Below are 19,359 nucleotides of genomic sequence, written 5' to 3' on the forward strand. Positions count from 1 at the left end.
AGTGACAACGTGCGGAGGGCGGGCCGGGATTCCCCGGCCCGCCCTCCGCCGCCGTCAGGGCTCCAGACCCGGCGTGGTCACGCCCACCGCCCAGTCACGGGCGTACAGGTACCGGCTCTTCGGCGAGCCCGCGTAGCTCCACGGCAGCGCCCCGATGTACCCGTCGATGTGGCGGAACTGCTCGACGGCCTGCTCGTCGCGGTCCTGCCAGAACAGCAGGTACGCCAGCATGTGCCGGATGCGTGCCGTCCCCGGGTGGTCGTCGCCCGCAGCCGCCAGGTCCAGCAGTGCCGCGTCCACCGCCGCGACGACGTCCGGCTCCTTGAAGAACGTCTCGGCCGCCAGGTCGTCCTCGTGCGTCTCCTGCTCGAAGTACGCGATCAGCGGCAGCAGCGACAGCAGGTCGCCGGGCGCTCCGGCCGCGGCCGACTCGCGCGCGAAGGCGAGCGCCAGCTCGTGCGAACCGCGCCACTTCATGCACCAGTACTGCAGGCCGCTGACGTGCGACCACAGCACCTTGGGGTCGCGCTCGACGATCTGCGCCCACAGCTCGCGGTAGCGTTCGTGCGAGTAGCCCAGGCCCTGCCCGATGGGCTGCTCCACGATGTACGGGGTCGGGTCCGCCGGGTCGGCGAGGCGCTGGGCCTCGTGGGCGACCTCCTGCGCCTTGACCAGCAGGTCGCGGAAGAGCCGGAACTGCTCCTGCGTGGTGCGGCTGCCCGACTGGGACCCGCGCACGTTCCACGCCACCATGATCGCGGTGTCGGCGTCCACCAGGGCGGCCGTCGGGTCCGAGGGCCGCGCCGCGCGCCAGGCCAGCAGCCACGCGTCGTCCTCGGCGGCCGCCTCGGCCAGCGGGCGGACGCGCTCCATGCGCTCCTGCCAGTCCTTGCCGGCCGCCTCGATGTACGCGGCTCCCGCCTCCCAGTCGCCCGAGCGGACGGCTTCGAGCGCGGCGGTCCGCCCGGGCGGTACCGGGGCCGGGTTCTCGGTGTCGAGGTCGGCTTCCGCCACGAAGCCCAGCGCGACGACCGCGGCCGCCTTCTCGGCCTTCCGCTCCGCCTTGAGGGCGGCCGTCTCGGCGTTCGTGGCCTCGGTGCGGCCCTCGATGACGGCGATCTCCGCCTCCAGCCGCTTCGCCTTGCGGATGTAGTAGACGCCGCGCAGCACCTTGAACGCGCCGAACAGCAGCATGGCGCCCAGGATGTAGAGGCCGATCACGGGGCAAGCACCAGCTTTCGCAGGGATTCAGTGTCGGGCAGGTCGGCGACGGCCGCGTCCAGAGCGGCGCCCAGGCGGTCCTCGAACCCGTCGGCCGGGTAGCTCAGCGAGGCCGAGTCGGACCAGGACAGCTGCCAGCGGGCGGCGCCGCGGGCCGTCAGCTCGACGGTGACCAGCTGGTTCAGCGCGCGCCGGACGACCGGGCGGGCGAACTCGCGGGCCGTGCGGCCGGTGGCGGCCTGCGCCTCCTCGGACTTCGGGAACCGGTCGGCGATGCGCCAGCGCACCGCCGGGTCGGCGTCGAACGCGTCGAGCACGGCGTCGAGCCCGGGGCCGGCGCCCTCGGCGGCGAAGGCCTCGCGGATGTCCTCCGCGCCCTGGCCGACGTACTTGGTCATGGACTCGTGGACGAGGTCCTCCCAGCCGACCCGCTTCAGCGTGAGCGCCTCCGGGGTGAGCACGACCTGCTCCAGCGCGGCCAGCGCCGCGTCGGCGTCGGCCAGCAGCTCCAGGGACGGCCGGGCGGCCTGCCCGCCGCGGCCGTCGTCGGGCAGGGCCTCGATGCGGGCCACGCGCTCGGCGAGCGCGGGGTGGGAGTCGTAGGGGGAGGCGGGCTCGGTCGACAGTTCGTGGCGCAGCTCGTCCAGATCGGCCGAGCGCGCGTCCAGGAGCCGGCGCAGACCGCCGAAGACCTCGCCCTGGCGGGGCAGCAGGCCGGCCCCGACGCCGAGGGTGGCGTAGGAGCTCATGTAGAAGTCGTGCGCCGAGCCGAGGGCGTTCAGCTCGCGCAGCGCGGACGCGGCGGAGTCGCGGCCGGCGACCCGCACCGAGGCGAGGTCGGCGGCGAGTTCCTGGCGGCGCGAGGTCGAGAGGGTGGCGCGCATGTAGAAGTTGCCGTACGCGATGTAGATCTTGGCCATGGCGCGGTACATCGCGCCCTCGCCCGCGGTGTCGACGCCCTTGGCCTTCTTGCCCTTGGCGATCCGCTTCTCGTCCTTGCGCTCCTGCTTCGCGCGCTCCTTGGCCTCCTTCTTGTCGGCCCGGTCGTGGAAGTAGCCGATGGTGCGGATCAGCTGGCCGCGGCCGCGGGCGATCAGCGGGGTCAGGCGCGTGTCGAAGTTGGCGTAGTGGCCCATCTCGTGGGCGAGCACCGCGCGCAGCTGCATCTCGTCCAGGCCCGTCATCAGCGGCAGGCCGAGGTAGAGGCGACGGGTGCCGGGCCGCAGGCCCAGCAGCTTGGAGTCCTCGCTGACCGCCGCGTTCACCTCGTCGATCAGCACGATCTCGTCGGGGGCGCGGGTGCCGACCTGCTGCGCGATGTCGCGTACGACCGCCCACAGTTCGGGCTCCTGCGCCTCGCCGACCGTGACACCGGCCAGGGGCTCGCCCTTGGGCGTGCGCAGCATGAACAGGCCGCGCACGATCGGGATGGCGAGGACGACGGAGACCAGCAGCAGCTTGCCCGCGATCGGGCCGTGCAGCGTGGTGACGACGGCGTAGTCAATGCCGCCGAGGGCGGCCAGCAGGAACACGCCGAGCAGGTAGAAGCCTGCGAGCAGGACGAGAGCGCGCAAGGCGCGCAGTGAAGCGCCCATATGGACAGATCCCCCCACGGGATGAAAGCGGTGCTGAAGCAGGTGGCGGGGCAGAGGGCCGGCCACCGCCGCATCATGCGGCCTGTGATTACTTACGGCAACTTTATTGGCCGAAGCTTCGGCCCATCCCGTGGGGTGGGGTCACGATGGGGACACATCCGCCCGGGCGGCCGGGGCCTGCGCGGGGCGGGCCCGGCGCCGCCGGGCGGGCGGCGGGACCGCGGACCCGCCGACCGGCCCGGACGGCTGGGCCGTCCCTTCCGGATCCTGCCGGGCCCGCAGGATCCGGAAGAGACGGCCTACTGCGCCAGCGTCGCCGGCGAGCCGCCGTTCGCCTCGTACCCCGCCACCGCCATCGCCCGGTACACCGCGTACGCGGCGGCCGGGTCCGGCGCCTCCGACCACGGCAGCGCGCCCACGTACCCGTCCACGTGCCGCACCTGCTCCATGGCCTCCGCCCACCGCTCCATGCAGACCAGGAACATCAGCAGCAGGTGCCGCACGTGCGCCACCATCGGGTCGTCCTGCCGCGCCGAGTGCACCGCGTACAGGGCACCCTCCACCGCCCGCGTGACGACCGCGCCCCGGTAGAAGCTCGGGCTCAGCACGACGTCCGGCTGGTTCTCGCGCAGCGCGAACATCGGCAGGGCCGCCAGCAGCGAGCCCTGCGGGGCGCGCGCCGCGGCCGCGTGCGCGAAGGCGTCGGCCAGCTCCCGCGAGCCGTGCCACTTCGCACCCCAGTAGTGCAGCGCCGCCAGGTGGGCGCCCATGTGCTCCGGGGCCCGGTCGACGACCTTCGCCCACAGCTCGTCGAACTCCGCCTCCGGGTACGCCAGTCCGCGCGCGATCGCCAGCTCGGTGATGTACGGGACCGGGTCCCCCGGAGCCAGCAGCGCGGCCCTGCGGCACGCCTCCCGGGCCTCCTCCAGGATGATCCGGTGGTCCTCGGAGCCGACACCGCCCGAGTGCCGCCAGGCCTGCTGCACCAGCAGCTCCGCGTGCACCTGCGCACCGCCCGGGTCCTCAGGCGCCTCCAGCCGCCACGCCTTCAGCCACTGCGCGCCCGTCCCGGGCTGCGCCATCAGTTCCAGGGCCGCGGCCCCGCCGAAGGCCTGCACGCGCTGCCAGCGCCGCTCCCCCTCCCGCGGGGTCCCGGCGAGCAGCTGCGAGGCCGCCTGCCAGCCGCCGGTGAGCCGCACGTTGTCGAGGGCGTCCATCAGGTCCTGGTCGGGCCCGGGGATGCGGATGTCGAGCTCTTCCTGCCGGTCGAACCCGTAGTTCGCCGGGTCGGCGGCGTCGGGGCTGTCCGGCGCGACCAGGCGGATACCACCGCGTCGGCGCCGTATGTACGGACCGAGAATGATCACGACCATGAGCATCGCGAACACCAACCACACAATCTCCATGCCTCCAGCGAACCAGACCGGAGGGGGAGCAGGCCAATAGGGGGCCCGGCACCGGGCGGGCATAGCATCGGACCATGAGCGACGACAGCCACGAGCACCAGAGCTTCGAGACCCGCGCGATCCACGCGGGCAATACGGCGGACCCGCTGACCGGCGCGGTCGTACCCCCGATCTACCAGGTTTCCACCTACAAGCAGGACGGCGTCGGAGGGCTCCGCGGCGGCTACGAGTACAGCCGCAGCGCCAACCCGACCCGGACCGCGCTGGAGGAGAACCTCGCGGCCCTGGAAGGCGGCCGTCGTGGTCTCGCCTTCGCGTCCGGACTCGCCGCCGAGGACTGCCTGCTGCGCACGCTGCTCGTCCCGGGCGACCACGTGGTCATCCCGAACGACGCGTACGGCGGAACCTTCCGCCTCTTCGCGAAGGTCGTCTCCCGCTGGGGCGTGGAGTGGTCGGTGGCCGACACCTCCGGCCCCGAGTCGGTACGGGCGGCCCTCACCCCGAAGACGAAGGTCATCTGGGTCGAGACCCCTTCCAACCCGCTGCTCGGCATCACCGACATCGCCGTGGTCGCGGAGATCGCGCGCTCGGCCGGCGCCAAGCTGGTCGTGGACAACACCTTCGCCTCGCCGTACCTCCAGCAGCCCCTGGCGCTGGGTGCGGACGTGGTCGTGCACTCGCTGACCAAGTACATGGGCGGGCACTCCGACGTGGTCGGCGGCGCGCTGGTCGCCGCGGACGCGGCGCTGGGCGAGGAGCTGGCCTACCACCAGAACGCGATGGGCGCGGTGGCCGGCCCGTTCGACTCGTGGGTCGTGCTGCGGGGCATCAAGACCCTGGCCGTGCGTATGGACCGGCACGCGGAGAACGCGGGCAGGATCGTCGAGCTTCTCAAGCGCCACCCGAAGGTCACCAACGTCCTCTACCCGGGCCTGCCCGAGCACCCGGGTCACGAGGTCGCGGCCAAGCAGATGCGCAACTTCGGCGGCATGATCTCCTTCCAGGTCGCCGGCGGCGAGGAAGAGGCGGTCGCGGTCTGCGGCCGCACCAAGATCTTCACCCTGGCGGAGTCGCTGGGCGGCGTCGAGTCCCTGATCGAGCACCCGGGCCGCATGACGCACGCGTCGGTGGCCGGTTCGGCGCTGGAGGTTCCGGCGGACCTGATCCGCCTGTCGGTGGGCATCGAGAACGCCGACGACCTCGTGGCGGACCTGACCCAGGCCCTGGGCTAACCCCCACCCCGTGCCGGGCCCCACCCGGGCCCGGCACCCCCCGGCTCCGCCGCGCCGCCATCCAGCCTCGGCCGGGCCAATCCCAGCCTCGCTGGCGGGCCCCGGCTTCCCGGCTATGCGGGGCCATCATCCAGCCTTGGCCCGGCCAATCCAGCCTCGCCGGCGTTTGAGGCGCGGGTCCGGGCGGAGCCCGGTGCCCGGCGGAGCCGGGATTCCTGGGGCTCCGCCCCAGACCCCGCGCCTCAAACGCCGGCGAGGCTGAACAGGCCCGGCGGGGCTACCAGCCCTGGAGGGGTGGGGAGATTCCGCTGGGTGGGGTGAGCCAGGGGCGGGTCAGGGAGGCCCACACCACGAAGGCCACCGCGGCAGCGAAGAGCACGGCCCAGCCAACCCCCCGCAGCGCCCGCCGCCGCCGCAGCAGACGGTCGCCCCGGGCCGCGGCGCCCGCCGCGAGCCCCGTCGGCACCGGCGGGTACGGGCCCTCCAGGAGCCGCTTGACCTGCTCCTCCTTCCGGTCCGGGCGCCCGCTCACGCCGCCTCCCGGTCCCGCAGCGCGGCCACGGCCCGGTTGCACAGCACCCGTACCCGCTCCACCGGCATCCCGAGCTGCGCCGCCGTGACCTCCTCCGCGACCCCTTCGTAGAGCCGCAGGACGAGGACGAGCCGCTCCGGCGGGCTCAGCCGGGCCAGCACCCCGGCGCCACCGTGATGGCGCCAGCCGGTCCGGGCGAAGGCCGAGCACAGTTCCTGGCGCGTGAAGTCGTACGGATCGTCCCCGCGCAGGCGCCGCCAGTTCGCGTACGTACGGGCCAGCGCGCCCGCCAGCAGCCGCCGGGCCGACTCCGGTTCACCGGTCAGCAGGAGCGCGACGTGCAGGAGCCGCCCGGCCGCGCCCGCGACGAAGGCCTCGAACTCCGCGTAGGAGCCCGCCTGTTGATCAACCACCCGCATAGTCCACATAGTGCGGGCAGCGGGGCCGCTCAGGTCAAGAGGCCGGACGGACTCCGCTCAGGAGGCGGGACCGGCTTCGGCCACGGCCGCCATGAGCTCCGACAGCGACAGGTTGAAGCGCGTCAGCAGACCGGTGAAGGATTCCCGTTCGCCCTCGCTCCAGCCCTCCGTCACACGGGCCATCAGCTCGCGCCGCGAGGAGCGGACCTCCTCCAGCCGGGCCATCCCCCGCGGGGACAGCGCGAGGACCACGGCCCGTCCGTCCTCGGGGTGCGAGGTCCGCTTGACCAGACCGCTGTCGACCAGCGGCGCGACCTGCCGGGTCACCGTGGAGGAGTCGATCCCCATGCCGCCGGCGAGCGCCTTCACGCCCATCGGGCCTTCCAGGTCGAGCCGGTTCAGCAGCAGGTAGGCGGCGCGGTCCATCGAGTTGCGGGCCTGGCCCACACCGCCCAGACGGGTCTGCTCGGCACGGCGGGCGAAGACCGCCACCTGGTGCTGGAGCGCGTCGAGGAGACCGGCTCCGGCGGGCGCGTCCGGCGCCGCGGGCAGATCGGAATTGGCCGGGGTGGAAGGCATGGCCGTGGGCTCTCTTCGCGTGGGTCCGACAAGGATGGGGGACAGAGTACGCGGCCGTGCGGCGGCTCGTACGCCTCGTACGAGAACTGGTGCGGCCGGTTGGGACTCCTGCCCCGAGCGTGTCCCGGATGGCGAGATATCGCCCCTACCGCGCGCCCTGCGAGACTGGCGCAATGAACTACCGCGTGCCCCAGCCCGTCCCCCAGGTCATCCTCGACGACGTCCGGGGGGCCCAGAAGATGCTGTCCGGCGTCTCGCGGGTCACCGCCATGGAGGGCAGCCGGCACCTCTCCGCACTCACCGGCTCCCCGGTCCACCTCAAGTGCGAGAACCTCCAGCGCACCGGATCCTTCAAGCTCCGCGGTGCCTACGTGCGCATCGCCGGCCTGCGCCCCGAGCAGCGGGCCGCCGGTGTCGTCGCCGCGAGCGCGGGCAACCACGCGCAGGGCGTGGCGCTCGCCTCCTCCCTCCTCGGGGTCCGCTCGACCGTGTTCATGCCGGTCGGGGCGCCGCTGCCGAAGGTGGCCGCGACCCAGGAGTACGGCGCGGACGTGCGCCTGCACGGGCAGGTCGTCGACGAGACCTTCCTGGCCGCCCAGGAGTACGCGGACCGCACCGGTGCGGTGTTCATCCACCCCTTCGACCACCGCGACATCATCGCGGGCCAGGGCACGGTCGGCCTGGAGATCCTGGAGCAGTGCCCGGAGGTGCGGACCATCCTCGTCGGGATCGGCGGCGGCGGTCTCGCGGCCGGCGTCGCGGTCGCCGTGAAGGCGCTGCGGCCGGACGTGCGGGTCATCGGGGTGCAGGCGGCGGGCGCGGCCGCGTACCCGCCCTCGCTCAGGGCCGGACATCCGATCTCGATCGACGAGCCGAACACGATGGCCGACGGGATCAAGGTCGGCCGCCCCGGAGACATCCCCTTCAACATCATCGGCGAACTCGTCGACGACGTGCGCACGGTCTCCGAGGACGCCCTCTCCAGTGCCCTGCTGCTCTGCCTGGAGCGGGCCAAGCTGGTGGTCGAACCGGCCGGGTGCAGCACGGTCGCGGCCCTGCTCAGCGAGCCCGAACTGTACGGCGGCGGCCCGGTGGTGGCCGTCCTGTCCGGCGGGAACGTCGATCCGCTGCTGCTCCAGCGGATCCTGCGGCACGGCATGGCGGCGGCGGGCCGCTACCTGTCCCTGCGGCTGCGCGTGGCCGACCGGCCGGGCGCCCTGGCCGGGCTCCTGGCGGTGTTGTCAGTGGTGGATGCGAACGTGTTGGACGTGAGCCACGTGCGGACGGACCCGCGGCTGGGGCTGACGGAGGTGGAGGTGGAGCTGCAGCTGGAGACGAAGGGCCCGGAGCACTGCGCGGAAGTCGCGCGTTCCCTGCACGGCGCGGGATACAAGGTGATGAGCTAGGAGGCGTCCCCGGCCCCCCCGGCCGCCCCGGACATCCCCCGTTCGGCCGAGCGGGACCTGCCCGGCACTCATAGGATTTGCGTAGAAATGCCCTGAATATCCTGATTCTACTGGCCCGATTCACTGGGAGAATCCATATGCCAGGCGCTATCTACGCCGAAGGTCTGGTCAAGACCTTCGGCGACGTACGGGCTCTCGACGGCGTGGACCTCGATGTCCCCGAAGGCACCGTCCTGGGTCTGCTCGGCCCGAACGGCGCGGGCAAGACCACGACCGTACGTGTCCTGACCACCCTCCTGCGGCCCGACAGCGGCAAGGCCGTCGTCGCCGGCATCGACGTACTGCGGCACCCCAACGAAGTCCGCCGCGCCATCGGCCTGTCCGGCCAGTTCGCGGCCGTCGACGAGTACCTGACCGGCCGCGAGAACCTCCAGATGGTCGGCCAGCTCTACCAGATGAAGGCCAGGGCGGCCAAAGCCCGGGCCACCGAACTCCTCGAACGCTTCAACCTCTCCGACGCGGCGGACCGCACGGCCAAGACGTACTCCGGCGGCATGCGCAGGCGCCTGGACCTCGCGGCCGCCCTCGTCGTCAGCCCGCCCGTGATGTTCATGGACGAGCCGACCACCGGACTCGACCCCCGCAACCGCCAGCAGCTGTGGGGCATCATCCAGGAACTGGTCGCCGGCGGCACCACCCTGCTCCTCACCACCCAGTACCTGGAGGAGGCCGATCACCTCGCGCACGACATCTGCGTGGTCGACCACGGCAAGGTCATCGCCCGCGGCACCTCCGACCAGCTCAAGGCCCGTACCGGCGGCGAGCGCGTGGAGGTCGTCGTCCACGAACGGCAGCACATCGCCACCGCGCGCGAGGTGCTCGCCGGCTTCGGCAAGGGCGAGACCACCGTCGAGGAGCACACCCGGAAACTGACCGTGCCCGTGGCCGGCGGCGCCAAGCTGCTCGCCGAGGTCATCCGCGAACTCGACGGCCGGGGCATCGAGATCGACGACATAGGCCTGCGCCGCCCCACTCTCGACGACGTGTTCATCTCCCTGACCGGGCACGCCGCGGAACGGGCCGAGGACGAGAACGGCGACGCGCCGGCCGGTGCCGGTACCGGGACCGGTACCGGCACCGCGACCAAGGGCCGCAGGGCGGCCCGCAAGGAGGCGGCCAAGTGACCCTCACCTCCCCGAACCCGGGCGCCTCCCCGCACCGCGACCTCGCGGCGCCCCGTCCGCGCGGCGGCGTCGTCCAGAGCGTGAACGACTCCCTCGTGATCGCCAAGCGCAACCTGATCCGGATGTCCCGGATCCCCGAGATGATCATCTTCGGCGTGATCCAGCCGGTGATGTTCGTCGTCCTGTTCAGCTACGTCTTCGGCGGCTCGATCAGCGTCGGCGGCAGCACCTCACCGGCCGCCTACCGCGAGTTCCTGATGGCCGGCATCTTCGCCCAGACCGTCACCTTCGCCACCGCCGGCGCGGGCGCGGGCATCGCGGACGACATGCACAAGGGCCTGATCGACCGCTTCCGCTCCCTGCCCATGGCACGCGGCGCGGTCCTCACCGGCCGCACCCTCGCCGACCTCGTCCAGACCACGTTCACCCTGATCATCCTGGCGATCGTGGCCCTCCTCGTCGGCTGGCGCACCCACACCAGCCTCGGCGAGGTCCTTGCCGGCTTCGGCCTGCTGCTCCTGCTCGGCTACGCCTTCTCCTGGATCGGCGCCCTGATCGGGCTGTCCGTGCGCACCCCCGAGGCGGCCACCTCGGGCGGGCTGATCTGGCTCTTCCCGCTGACGTTCATCTCGAACGCCTTCGTCCCCGCCGAGAACATGCCGCCGTTCCTGCGCACCATCGCGGAGTGGAACCCCTTCAGCGCCACCGTGCAGGCGGCCCGCGAGCTCTTCGGGAACCTTCCCGAGGGCTACCCGGTCCCGGACGCCTGGCCCATGCAGCACCCGATCACGGCGTCGATCCTCTGGTCGGTGCTGATCGTCGTGGTGTTCCGGACCCTGTCGGTGCGCAAGTACCGCTCGGCGACCGCCTAGGACCCGTACGGACGCCGGACGCGGCAGGCGGCCGTACGGGCGGCAACGCGCGATGCCCGGCCGGAAGGATCCGGCCGGGCATCGCGCGTCGTCGGTCAGACGGAAAACGGTGACCGAGGGTGATCAGCCGGTGAAGGGCTTGACGTCAAGGATCTTGACCGAGGCCTTCTTGCCGTTCGGCAGTTCGTACTCGGCGTCCTCGCCGATCGCCTTGCCCAGCACGCCGCTGCCCAGCGGGGACTGGGGGGAGTACGTCTCGAAGTCCGAGGACGCGTACTCGCGCGAGGCCAGCAGGAACTCCATGGTGTCGTCCTCGTCGCCGTCGAAGGCGATCTTGACGAGCGTGCCGGGGGCCACCACGCCGTCGGACGCGGGCGCGGTGCCGACCTTGGCGTTCTCCAGGAGCTGCGTGAGCTGGCGGACCCGGAGCTCCTGCTTGCCCTGCTCCTCCTTCGCCGCGTGGTACCCGCCGTTCTCGCGCAGGTCGCCCTCCTCGCGGGCGGCTGCGATCTTCGTGGCGATCTCCGTGCGGGCGGGACCAGAGAGGTAGTCCAGCTCCGCCTTCAGCTGGTCGTACGCCGCCTGGGTCAGCCAGGTGACGCTTTCGCTCGTCTGGGTCACGGGTGCTCCTCGTCGGTACAGGGGACTACTGACCGCCATCGGCGGACGAAACCACGAGCCTAACAATTCGGGAAGAAAAGGGGGAGGACCCCAGAGGCTCATTGCCTCGCGGGGCGCGACTTCAATCCTCTTCGGTCCTCCGGGGACCTCAGTGCGCGGAAGGGGCCGGCTGGCAGCCGATGAGCTCGATCATCGTTGCCCGGCTCGTGGTCTTCAGGGTGACGATCTCGTCCACCCGCGACCGGTTCTGCGCGAACGTGAAGTCCGCGCGACCCACCTCGGCGTGCTCCTCGTCCTGGGAGCTCAGGGAGCAGACCCCGGTGAGCGAGGCCTCCTTGCGGACCTCCAGGTGCACCTTCACCTCGGTGTCCGAAATCACCTGGAACTTGATCACCTCGGCGCTCACGCTCTGCCCCGCGACGTAGTCCCAGCCGATCCAGCCGACCACGCCCAGCAGCGCCGCACCCAGCACCGATCCGATGATCTTGAGCTTCCGGTCCGCACGCTCGTCCGCCGACCGGCCGTACCGGCCCTCGGGCAGTCCCTCGCGCACCGCGCTCATGATCGTTCCTCTCGCCGGGGACGGCTGGGTCACCCCTGGAATTTTCCGCCCCCCGGTTCGGTCACTATAGGAGCTGAGTGTCGCGCCGAATCGCAGAGGATCCTGTTTTGACCGAGCAGCTTCGACTGATGGCCGTCCACGCCCACCCCGACGACGAGTCGAGCAAGGGCGCGGCCACCATGGCCAAGTACGTGTCCGAGGGGATTCCCGTGCTGGTCGTCACCTGCACCGGTGGCGAGCGCGGCTCGATCCTGAACCCCAAGCTCCAGGGCGACAAGTACATCGAGGAGAACATCCACGAGGTCCGCGCCAAGGAGATGGACGAAGCCCGCGACATCCTCGGCATCCAGCAGGAATGGCTCGGCTACGTCGACTCCGGCCTCCCCGAGGGCGACCCGCTGCCCCCGCTGCCCGAGGGCTGCTTCGCGCTCGCGGACGTCCACGAGGCCGCCGGCGAGCTGGTGAAGAAGATCCGCGCCTTCAAGCCGCAGGTCGTCACCACCTACGACGAGAACGGGGGCTACCCGCACCCCGACCACATCATGACCCACACGATCTCCATGCTGGCCTTCGAGAGCGCGGCCGACACCGAGAAGTACCCGGAGGCCGAGTACGGCCCGGCCCACCAGCCGCAGAAGCTCTACTACAACCAGGGCTTCAACAAGCCGCGCACCATCGCCCTGCACGAGGCGCTGCTCGCGCGCGGCCTGGAATCCCCCTACGGAGAGTGGCTGGAGCGGTGGAAGGAGTTCGAGCGCAAGGAGCGGACCCTGACCACCCACGTCCCCTGCGCCGACTTCTTCGAGATCCGTGACAAGGCGCTCATCGCGCACGCCACGCAGATCGACCCGGACGGCGGCTGGTTCCGCGTCCCGATGGACATCCAGAAGGAGGTCTGGCCCACCGAGGAGTACGAGCTCGCGAAGTCGCTCGTCGACACTTCCCTCCCCGAGTCCGACCTCTTCGCGGGCATCCGGGAGAATGCGTAGCTATGAGCGCTACGCAGGCAGCACTGACCCAGCTCCTTCCGCTGGCGGGTGACACCTTCGACAAGAACAAGGTGACGCCCGGCCTCCTCGGCTTCGTCGTGTTCGCGGCCCTCGCCGTCGGCGTGTGGGCCCTGATGAAGTCCATGAACCGGCACATGGGCCGGGTGAACTTCGAGGAGGCCCCGGAGCCCGGCGCTCCGGCCGCCCCCGGCGCGGACGGCACCCGGGCCCCGTAGGACCCTCTGCGCCGGCCGCGCGAGCCCCGGCCCGCCCCGGGCCGGGGAGGGCCGGGCTCCCGGCGAGCGGGCCGGTGGCCGGTGGCCGGCGGACGCGATCCTCACCAGGGGCCGCGGACCTTCACGCCCAGCGCCCGCACCCGGTCCTGGTCCCGGTCCGCCAGCCTCGGCAACAGGTCCTCGCCGACGACGCCGTCGTGCCGCCATATGGCGCACAGGCTCGCCAGCGCCGCCTCGGCGACCTCCGGTTCCCCGTCCTGCGCAGCGGCCACCAGGGCTTCGGCGACCGGCCTGGTCCGGAGTCCGGCGACCGCGTGCGCCACCCTGGCCCGCTGTTCCGCCGGGACGGCGGCGTCGGAGAGCGAGCGCAGCACCTCCGCGGTGTCACGGGCGTCCTCGCACCGCAGGATCCGGATCAGGTAGGCGAACTGGAAGCCCACCATGATCAGGTACTGCAAGGGCATGAGCAGTGCCGCCGGCAGGAAGAGCGCCACCGGGCGCCCACGCGGGTCAGGCCCGCGGGACCCCCATGACCTCCCGCGAGTGCAGGTTCGGGACCAGGCCGAGCCGCCACGCCTGCCAGCCCTCCGCCGGATCCACACCCCGGCCCAGGACCACCCCGTACGTCTCCAGGCAGTCCTCCAGCCGGCCGTCCCGCGCCGGATGCGGAGCCTGGGCGAGGCGCCCCAGCTCCGCCCGCGCCTCCTCCGGCGCCGCCGGCACCGCATACGGCAGCATCGTGCACCGCAGGAACCGCGCCCAGTCCTCCCCGCGCCGGTCCCCGTACGAGATGAACAACCGCACCGCCTCCTCGCACAGACCCAGCGCCTGCGACAGCCTGCCGTTGCCCGCGTCGATCACCGCCAGCTCCAGGCACGTCCACGCCTCGCCGTGCGCCAGCCCGATCCGCCGGAAATCCGCCCGCGCGTCCACCAGCAGCTGACGGGCGAAACCGGAGTTGCGCAGGTTCCCCGTCTGCGCCGCCCGCTGGTCCCGCGTCACCCGGCCCGAATGGTGGCGGGCGTACGCCAGCCCGTACACGTCCCGCATCCGCGAGAACATCGTCCGCGCCCGCTCCAGCTCCCGTACCGCCTCGTCGCGCTCGCCGCCCACCTCCAGCGCCTGCCCGAGGTAGTACTGCGTCCACGCCTCCCCCCGCGCGTCCTCCGCCTCCCGGTGCCGGGCCAGCGCCTCCCGCAGCCCCTCCACCGCCGGCCCCGGATCGCCGTCCACCACCCGGGCCCGGCCCAGCTGCGTCAGCGCCCAGGCCTCACCGCGGTCGTCACGCGTCCGCCCGTACAGGTCCAGCGCCCGCCGCAGCTCCACCTCGGCCGGCTCCACGTCCCCGAACCGCAGGTGCACCTGACCCAGCTGGAAATGCGCCCACGCCTCCCCGTGCACGCTCTCGCTCTCCCGGTGCAGGGCCAGCGAGGTCTCCAGCAGCCGCGCCGCCTCCGCCAGCCGCGCCCGGTCCCGCTCCACCGCCGCCAGCGCGTGCAGCCCCCACGCCCGGTCACCCGCCAGCTCCGGCGGCTCCTGCAGCACCAGCGCCTCCCGGATCCGCACCGCCGCCTCCGGAAGATTGCCCTGGTGGTGCAAGGTGATCCCGAGCGAGACCAGGGCCATCGCGGCCGCCGCCTCCTGATCCGCCTCCATGTACTGGTCCACCACCGAGGCCAGCGTGGTGCGGGCCTTGTCCAGCTCGCCCAGCTGTCGCGCCGCGATACCCGTACGCCACTGCACCGACCGCACCAGCCGTCCCTGCTGCCCCTTCAGCCCGTTCTGGCCGGCCGCCACCACCTGCGTCAGCTCATCTATCTCGCCCAGCCGGTACAGATCCCCGCGCAGCAGGCAGAAATCGCACAGCGCACCCAGCAGATCCAGCACCGCCTGCTGATCCACCCCCTCCGAATGCCGCAGCGCCGCCGTGATGAAGCTCGACTCGTCGTCCAGCCAGCGCAGCGCCGCGTCCAGCGAGGTGAAACCGTGCCCCCCGACCGGACCCTTGAGGAACGTGCTCGCCCGCGTCGACATCTTCCCGTCGACCATCCGGATCACCGAGTCCGCGAGCCGCGCGTAGTCCCGGATCAGCCGCTCGTGCGCCGCCGCGGCCTGCGCCCGGTCCCCGTCCGCCGCCGACCGCGCCGCCGCGTACGCACGCACCGCGTCGTGCATCCGGAACCGCCGGCCGCGCACCCGCTCGATCAGCCCGGCCTCCCACAGCTCCTCCAGCGTGCGCAGCGCCGCCGCCTCAGGTACGTCCGCCAGCGCGGCCGCCGCCGCGGCACCCAGCGAAGCCCGCCCGGCCAGCGGCAACCACCGCAGCAGCTGCCGGGCGGGCTCGGCCAGCCGCGCGTCCGCCGCACGCAGCGCAGCCTCCACCGGGTGCGCCGCCGCACCGCCGGCCAGGGCCAGGCCCTCGCCGGCCAGCGGAGCCAGCAACCGCAGCGCGAGCGGCAGCCCGCCGCTCAGCTCCACCACCGCCGCCACGTCCTCCTCGGCCACACCCGCCTGCGGCGCGCGGAGCAGCTCCGCCGCCTCCTGCGGCGCCAGACGCTCCACCGGCAGCTGGTACACCCACGCCGCCAGATCGGCCGGCAGCTCCAACGGCTCCCGCGCCGTCACCAGCACCAGGCTCTCCGACCGCTCCGGAACCAGCATCCGCACCTGGGCCGCGTCCACCGCGTCGTCCAGCAGCACCGTCACCGGCAGCCCCTGCAGATGCTGGTGGTACAGCTCGCCCAGGCGCCGCACCTGCTGCTCCGCCGACGCGCCCTCCCGGAACAGCAACTGCTCGCGGGGCGCACCCAGCCGGTTCATCAGGTGCAGCAGCGCCTCCCGGGTGGCCAGCGGCGCCTCCCCGGACGCCTCCCCGGCCGAACCGCCCCGCAGGTCCACCACGCACGCACCCCGGAACTGGTCCCGCAGCCCGTGCGCCGCCCGCAGCGCCAGCGCCGTACGGCCCACCCCCGGCTCACCGTGCAACACCACCACCACCGGCCGGGTCTCCGTACTCGCCCGGGCCGCCTGCACCCATTGCGCGATCCGCGTCAGCTCGGAGCGCCGCCCCGCGAACACCTCCGCCGGAGCCGGCAACTGCCCGAAGGAGTGCTCCAGCGCACTGCGCCGCCGCGCCTCCGCGCTGCGGTCCACACCCCGCAACCGCGGAGCGGGCCGCGCCGCCGACCCCGCCGCCGCGGGCCGGGCCGCCCGGGCCGCCGCGGCCACCGCACGCTGCTGCTCCAGGAACGGCCGTATCCCGCGCACCTCCAGCGCCGACAGCCACTGCAGCTTCAACTGCTCCGGCCCGCCCGGCCGTCCCCGCTCCCCGGCCCGCCGGTTCGCGGCCGGCAGGTGCAGCGCCGTCACCTTCATCACCGTCGCCACCGCCCCGGAGATCCCCACCACGGCCCCCGCGGTCAGCGCCGTACCGGCCGCGACGCCCAGCGACAGGTCCGCGCCCACGGCCGTGGCCGCCGCGACCGCCGTCACCAGCAACGCCGTGGAATGGTCACCGCGCCGGAAGGCGTCACCGAGCGACTGGTCCCCGGCCGCCGCCTCGTCCAGGGCCCGCACGTACGCCTCGTACTCCGGCGCCGCGCTCGCGGCGAGCGCGTCCAGCGCCTCCCGACCCCGGGCCAGCAGCGTCGCACGGTCGATGCCCGCACCCGTCCCCCGCTGCGCCGCGTCGTCCACGGCCCGCTCCAACAGCCGCTCGGCATCACCGCGATGGCTGTCCCGCATCGGCATCCCCCTCAGAGAGCTCCGGCAACGAGCCCCAAGTGTCCTGCGGGACTCCGCCGAGCGCGAGGGAATCTGAGCTAGTTCAGAGGGAAGTGCGCACTCTCTCCTGCAGTCGGGTCAAAATCAGTCAACTGGCATATCCTGAGGGCAATATGACGCTACCTCGCTTACGTGTGGCACTGGTGTCCGCCTTGTGCGCGACGGTACTGCTGCCGGCACTGTTCGGATGCGAACACCCTTCGTCGGCACGGGGGTTCGTACACCGCCACGAGGAACCGGCCGAAGCCGACCGCGATAGCGCCGACTTCCTACGGCAGTGGAAGCTCCTCGAGCTCGTCACCGCCGACCTCAACGCCTACCTCGACGTCCCTGACCGGATCACGGTCGTCGCCCGTTCCTGCGCGGGCGAGGGCAGCGGCTACGACCCCGCGACCCAGCGGATCGAGCTCTGTTACGACGACCTGACGGAGGACCGGAATCTGTTCGAGGAGGCCGACCGCCGTCCGGCGGACGAACCCCTCGCCGAGGTCGTCCGGGAGACCCTCCACCACGAGGCGGGCCATGCCCTCATCGACGCCCTCGACCTCCCCGTACGCGACGGGGGCCGCACCGAGGAGGACGCCGCCGACCGCTTCTCCCAGCTGATGCTCCTGCGCGACCCGCAGGGCGACCACGCCCTGCTGACCGCCGCCCGGGCCTACGACCTCGCGGCCGCGGCCGACCCCGCCCCGGCCCCCGACGATGAACACGCCCCGGACCCGGCCCGCGCGGAATCCCACCGCTGCGCGGCCTACGGCCACGACCCGGCCCGCCACCCGGACCTCGCGACCCCGGCCCGCGCCCACTGCCCGGGCACCTGGACCACCACCCGCGACACCTGGACCGCCGACCTGACCCCGCTGCTCAGGCAAGAGTGATCGCGAAATGCAATCATCCGATTCTCCGGTGATCCGAGTATCAATGTGGATCGTGCCGCATTCTGGGAAAGTGCCAATTCAAGGCCCATCGCCTCCCTAGCATTTCCTCTTGGATATCAGGGGGGTTGAGGTGCGCGAGGACCGCGTAACGCTGGACGCGTTGGGGTTCAGCTCTGACGAACTGGAAGCCATTGGGCTGGGCCTGCCCGCGACGGCGGAGCCGTCGGGGCTCATGGATGTCTACCTGAGGCGGAGCAGCAAGAAGGAGGATCTGGCCACCCTCAGGGGGCACCTTCGGGATCTGGTGCGCTGGGCGCAGGCCGAGGGAATTCAGATCCGGCATGTGTGGTTCGAGCAACTCTCGGCTTCCAAGTCCTACGTTCGACGCCGCGAGTTCGAAAAGGCCACGCAAGCGATCCTGGAAGGCAGCTCCAAGACGCTCGGCGTGTGGAAGGCGGACCGCTTCGACCGGCGGGGGATGGGGGCGGTCGGGCGGATGCTCGACGAGTTCGACCGTCGGCAAGCGCGTCTCGTATCGGTCTCCGAAGGGCTGGATTCCGCAAAAGGCGGGCGCTTGGTGTTCGCGATCCTGAGCGAGCGCGCCAGAGACGAAGCCAAGGACATCGCGAAGCGCGTCAAGATGGGCCACGACGCGCACAAAGCCGAAGGCCGACGTGGAACGGGCAGACCCCCGTTCGGGCTCTGCAGCCCACCCGGAAGCGGCAAGGTCGAACCGGACCCCGACGAGTACGAGACCGCCCGACGGCTGGCGGACATGCTGCTCGACGGGAAGACCACGAAGGCCACGGCGCACCAGCTCAACAGGGAGGGCCATCGGACTCGGAGCGGCGCCACGTGGTCGCCCACCGCGGTGAGCAAGCTGGCCCAGTCCCCGCTCTTCGCGGGCATGGTCCCGGTTCGGCGCCGCATTACGGACGAGCACGGGAACCTCCTGGACCGTTGGAAGGGATACGGCGAACCTCTGCGCGACGGGAAGGGCGAGGTCGTCCTGTGCGGAGCGGGAGTGGTGACTCCGGCCGAATGGTTCAGGATCAAGGCCTTGATCGCCGAACGGACCGACGACCGCTGGTCGAGGGGCAAGCCCGAAGCGAAGTATCTGGGAACGGGCAGCTATCGCTGCGGACGGATGCGGGACAAGGAGGGGGCCGGTGAGTACGAACCCTGCGGCGGTGTGATGAGTCACCGAGGTGGGCGCTACCGGTGCGAAGTCCGGCAAACGCGCGGCAAGTCGATCTGTGAGGGCGTTGTCACGCTGGCCGAGCGCATCGACCACGCGGTGGGGCAGGCCTGGATCAGCCACATCACCTCCCTCGAACCGGACGATCCGGTGATCACTGCGATAGCGCGTCGCTGGCTCGCCTTCGCGGATCCTGAGACGCAGGCAAGGAGGGAAGAGATCCGGAAGGCGCTCGAATCGGCCCAGGATCGCGTGAGGAAGCTCGAAGACGACTTCTACCTGTACGGCAAGATGGACGAAGCGCGGTTCGAGGAGCTGAGCGAGGGGCAGCGAGCCCTCATCGAAAGCACGACCACCGCCTTGGAAGCCCTCGACGCCGAAGCCACCCGGACAACCCCCATGCAGATCGAAGGTTTACGGGAAGCCTGGGGGAAAGCGGACATGAGGGACAAGCGAATGCTGCTGAAGTGTGCGCTGGGAGAGAAGGGCATCACGGTCCGGCCGGCGACCCGGCAGGGCGACCCCACACCGATCCTCGAGCGACTCGAGTTCGACTGGCTCTCGACGTCCTCGTCTTCCCCGGCCGGGTGCTGACCGGACTCACCGTCATGCGCCACGCCTGGGCATTCGGGCCGGTCCTCACCCC

The 19,359-nt window shown here is 72.0% G+C and carries 18 protein-coding genes; 8 read left to right on the forward strand and 10 right to left on the reverse strand.

Going from position 1 to position 19,359, the window contains the following annotated elements; all coding sequences use genetic code 11:
• Nucleotides 1–54: 54 nt before the first annotated feature.
• The 3 genes from ACXNSR_RS24295 to ACXNSR_RS24305 form a co-directional block, all read right to left on the reverse strand.
• On the reverse strand, nt 55–1,221 hold the full coding sequence (locus ACXNSR_RS24295) for a hypothetical protein (protein ID WP_458637576.1): 1,167 nt from the start codon (nt 1,219–1,221) through the stop codon (nt 55–57).
• Nucleotides 1,218–2,816: a M48 family metallopeptidase gene (locus ACXNSR_RS24300; RefSeq protein ID WP_458637577.1), complete on the reverse strand. Its 1,599-nt coding sequence runs from the start codon at nt 2,814–2,816 to the stop codon at nt 1,218–1,220. The genes ACXNSR_RS24295 and ACXNSR_RS24300 overlap by 4 nt, the downstream gene beginning before the upstream one ends.
• A gap of 299 nt (nt 2,817–3,115) precedes the next feature.
• Nucleotides 3,116–4,222, reverse strand: a complete 1,107-nt coding sequence (locus tag ACXNSR_RS24305) for a hypothetical protein (RefSeq protein WP_458637578.1) — start codon at nt 4,220–4,222, stop codon at nt 3,116–3,118.
• A 74-nt stretch (nt 4,223–4,296) separates the two neighbouring features.
• Here ACXNSR_RS24305 and ACXNSR_RS24310 point away from each other — a divergent pair, with 74 nt between their 5' ends.
• Nucleotides 4,297–5,454, forward strand: a complete 1,158-nt coding sequence (locus tag ACXNSR_RS24310) for a cystathionine gamma-synthase (RefSeq protein ID WP_458637579.1) — start codon at nt 4,297–4,299, stop codon at nt 5,452–5,454.
• 277 nt (nt 5,455–5,731) lie between these two features.
• On the opposite strand, the gene ACXNSR_RS24315 is transcribed toward ACXNSR_RS24310, so the two are convergent.
• From ACXNSR_RS24315 to ACXNSR_RS24325, 3 genes are read right to left on the reverse strand one after another with little or no spacing between them, the layout of a single operon-like run.
• Nucleotides 5,732–5,986 (reverse strand): hypothetical protein, encoded by a 255-nt coding sequence (locus tag ACXNSR_RS24315; RefSeq protein WP_458637580.1) that lies wholly within the window; start codon nt 5,984–5,986, stop codon nt 5,732–5,734.
• On the reverse strand, nt 5,983–6,405 hold the full coding sequence (locus tag ACXNSR_RS24320) for a sigma factor-like helix-turn-helix DNA-binding protein (RefSeq protein WP_458637581.1): 423 nt from the start codon (nt 6,403–6,405) through the stop codon (nt 5,983–5,985). Before ACXNSR_RS24320 ends, ACXNSR_RS24315 begins: the two co-directional genes overlap by 4 nt.
• A gap of 57 nt (nt 6,406–6,462) precedes the next feature.
• Nucleotides 6,463–6,984 (reverse strand): MarR family winged helix-turn-helix transcriptional regulator, encoded by a 522-nt coding sequence (locus ACXNSR_RS24325; protein WP_458637582.1) that lies wholly within the window; start codon nt 6,982–6,984, stop codon nt 6,463–6,465.
• A 173-nt stretch (nt 6,985–7,157) separates the two neighbouring features.
• Here ACXNSR_RS24325 and ilvA point away from each other — a divergent pair, with 173 nt between their 5' ends.
• From ilvA to ACXNSR_RS24340, 3 genes are all read left to right on the forward strand, one after another.
• Nucleotides 7,158–8,390, forward strand: coding sequence for a threonine ammonia-lyase (gene ilvA, locus ACXNSR_RS24330; protein ID WP_458637583.1), 1,233 nt, complete (start codon nt 7,158–7,160; stop codon nt 8,388–8,390).
• Nucleotides 8,391–8,527: 137 nt separating this feature from the next.
• A complete protein-coding gene (locus ACXNSR_RS24335) occupies nt 8,528–9,574 on the forward strand; it encodes an ATP-binding cassette domain-containing protein (RefSeq protein WP_458637584.1) in 1,047 nt (348 codons plus the stop codon).
• Nucleotides 9,571–10,446, forward strand: a complete 876-nt coding sequence (locus ACXNSR_RS24340; protein WP_458637585.1) for an ABC transporter permease — start codon at nt 9,571–9,573, stop codon at nt 10,444–10,446. Before ACXNSR_RS24335 ends, ACXNSR_RS24340 begins: the two co-directional genes overlap by 4 nt.
• Before the next feature lie 123 nt (nt 10,447–10,569).
• Here the strand turns inward: ACXNSR_RS24340 and greA are convergent, their stop codons facing one another.
• Both greA and ACXNSR_RS24350 read right to left on the reverse strand, forming a co-directional pair.
• Nucleotides 10,570–11,067, reverse strand: coding sequence for a transcription elongation factor GreA (gene greA, locus ACXNSR_RS24345; RefSeq protein ID WP_030009952.1), 498 nt, complete (start codon nt 11,065–11,067; stop codon nt 10,570–10,572).
• A gap of 148 nt (nt 11,068–11,215) precedes the next feature.
• Nucleotides 11,216–11,629: a DUF4307 domain-containing protein gene (locus tag ACXNSR_RS24350; protein ID WP_458637586.1), complete on the reverse strand. Its 414-nt coding sequence runs from the start codon at nt 11,627–11,629 to the stop codon at nt 11,216–11,218.
• Between the two features lie 107 nt (nt 11,630–11,736).
• Between ACXNSR_RS24350 and mca the strand changes: the two genes are divergently transcribed.
• The gene (gene mca, locus ACXNSR_RS24355) at nt 11,737–12,618 is read left to right on the forward strand and encodes a mycothiol conjugate amidase Mca (RefSeq protein ID WP_458637587.1); all 882 of its coding nucleotides are present in this window, start codon (nt 11,737–11,739) and stop codon (nt 12,616–12,618) included.
• Nucleotides 12,619–12,620: 2 nt separating this feature from the next.
• Nucleotides 12,621–12,854, forward strand: coding sequence for a hypothetical protein (locus ACXNSR_RS24360; RefSeq protein WP_458637588.1), 234 nt, complete (start codon nt 12,621–12,623; stop codon nt 12,852–12,854).
• Nucleotides 12,855–12,955: 101 nt separating this feature from the next.
• Here ACXNSR_RS24360 and ACXNSR_RS24365 read toward each other — a convergent pair whose 3' ends face one another.
• Both ACXNSR_RS24365 and ACXNSR_RS24370 read right to left on the reverse strand, forming a co-directional pair.
• Entirely contained in the window at nt 12,956–13,348 is a 393-nt protein-coding gene (locus ACXNSR_RS24365; protein WP_458637589.1) for a hypothetical protein, read from the reverse strand.
• 16 nt (nt 13,349–13,364) lie between these two features.
• A complete protein-coding gene (locus ACXNSR_RS24370) occupies nt 13,365–16,598 on the reverse strand; it encodes a tetratricopeptide repeat protein (RefSeq protein WP_458637590.1) in 3,234 nt (1,077 codons plus the stop codon).
• Between the two features lie 191 nt (nt 16,599–16,789).
• Between ACXNSR_RS24370 and ACXNSR_RS24375 the strand changes: the two genes are divergently transcribed.
• Both ACXNSR_RS24375 and ACXNSR_RS24380 read left to right on the forward strand, forming a co-directional pair.
• Entirely contained in the window at nt 16,790–17,515 is a 726-nt protein-coding gene (locus tag ACXNSR_RS24375; protein WP_458637591.1) for a DUF4344 domain-containing metallopeptidase, read from the forward strand.
• A 109-nt stretch (nt 17,516–17,624) separates the two neighbouring features.
• A complete protein-coding gene (locus tag ACXNSR_RS24380; protein ID WP_458637592.1) occupies nt 17,625–19,307 on the forward strand; it encodes a recombinase family protein in 1,683 nt (560 codons plus the stop codon).
• The last annotated feature ends 52 nt before the right edge of the window (nt 19,308–19,359 follow it).

It is taken from the genome of Streptomyces sp. NC-S4 (genome assembly GCF_054353315.1).

What these genes read in the sequence shown, in the direction of transcription:
- ACXNSR_RS24300 (WP_458637577.1), bottom strand. Translation starts at nt 2,816, where the DNA reads ATGGGCGCTTCACTGCGCGCCTTGCGCGCTCTCGTCCTGCTCGCAGGC.
- ACXNSR_RS24305 (WP_458637578.1), bottom strand. Translation starts at nt 4,222, where the DNA reads ATGGAGATTGTGTGGTTGGTGTTCGCGATGCTCATGGTCGTGATCATT.
- ACXNSR_RS24310 (WP_458637579.1), top strand. Translation starts at nt 4,297, where the DNA reads ATGAGCGACGACAGCCACGAGCACCAGAGCTTCGAGACCCGCGCGATC.
- ACXNSR_RS24320 (WP_458637581.1), bottom strand. Translation starts at nt 6,405, where the DNA reads ATGCGGGTGGTTGATCAACAGGCGGGCTCCTACGCGGAGTTCGAGGCC.
- ACXNSR_RS24325 (WP_458637582.1), bottom strand. Translation starts at nt 6,984, where the DNA reads ATGCCTTCCACCCCGGCCAATTCCGATCTGCCCGCGGCGCCGGACGCG.
- ilvA (WP_458637583.1), top strand. Translation starts at nt 7,158, where the DNA reads ATGAACTACCGCGTGCCCCAGCCCGTCCCCCAGGTCATCCTCGACGAC.
- ACXNSR_RS24335 (WP_458637584.1), top strand. Translation starts at nt 8,528, where the DNA reads ATGCCAGGCGCTATCTACGCCGAAGGTCTGGTCAAGACCTTCGGCGAC.
- ACXNSR_RS24350 (WP_458637586.1), bottom strand. Translation starts at nt 11,629, where the DNA reads ATGAGCGCGGTGCGCGAGGGACTGCCCGAGGGCCGGTACGGCCGGTCG.
- ACXNSR_RS24360 (WP_458637588.1), top strand. Translation starts at nt 12,621, where the DNA reads ATGAGCGCTACGCAGGCAGCACTGACCCAGCTCCTTCCGCTGGCGGGT.
- ACXNSR_RS24370 (WP_458637590.1), bottom strand. Translation starts at nt 16,598, where the DNA reads ATGCGGGACAGCCATCGCGGTGATGCCGAGCGGCTGTTGGAGCGGGCC.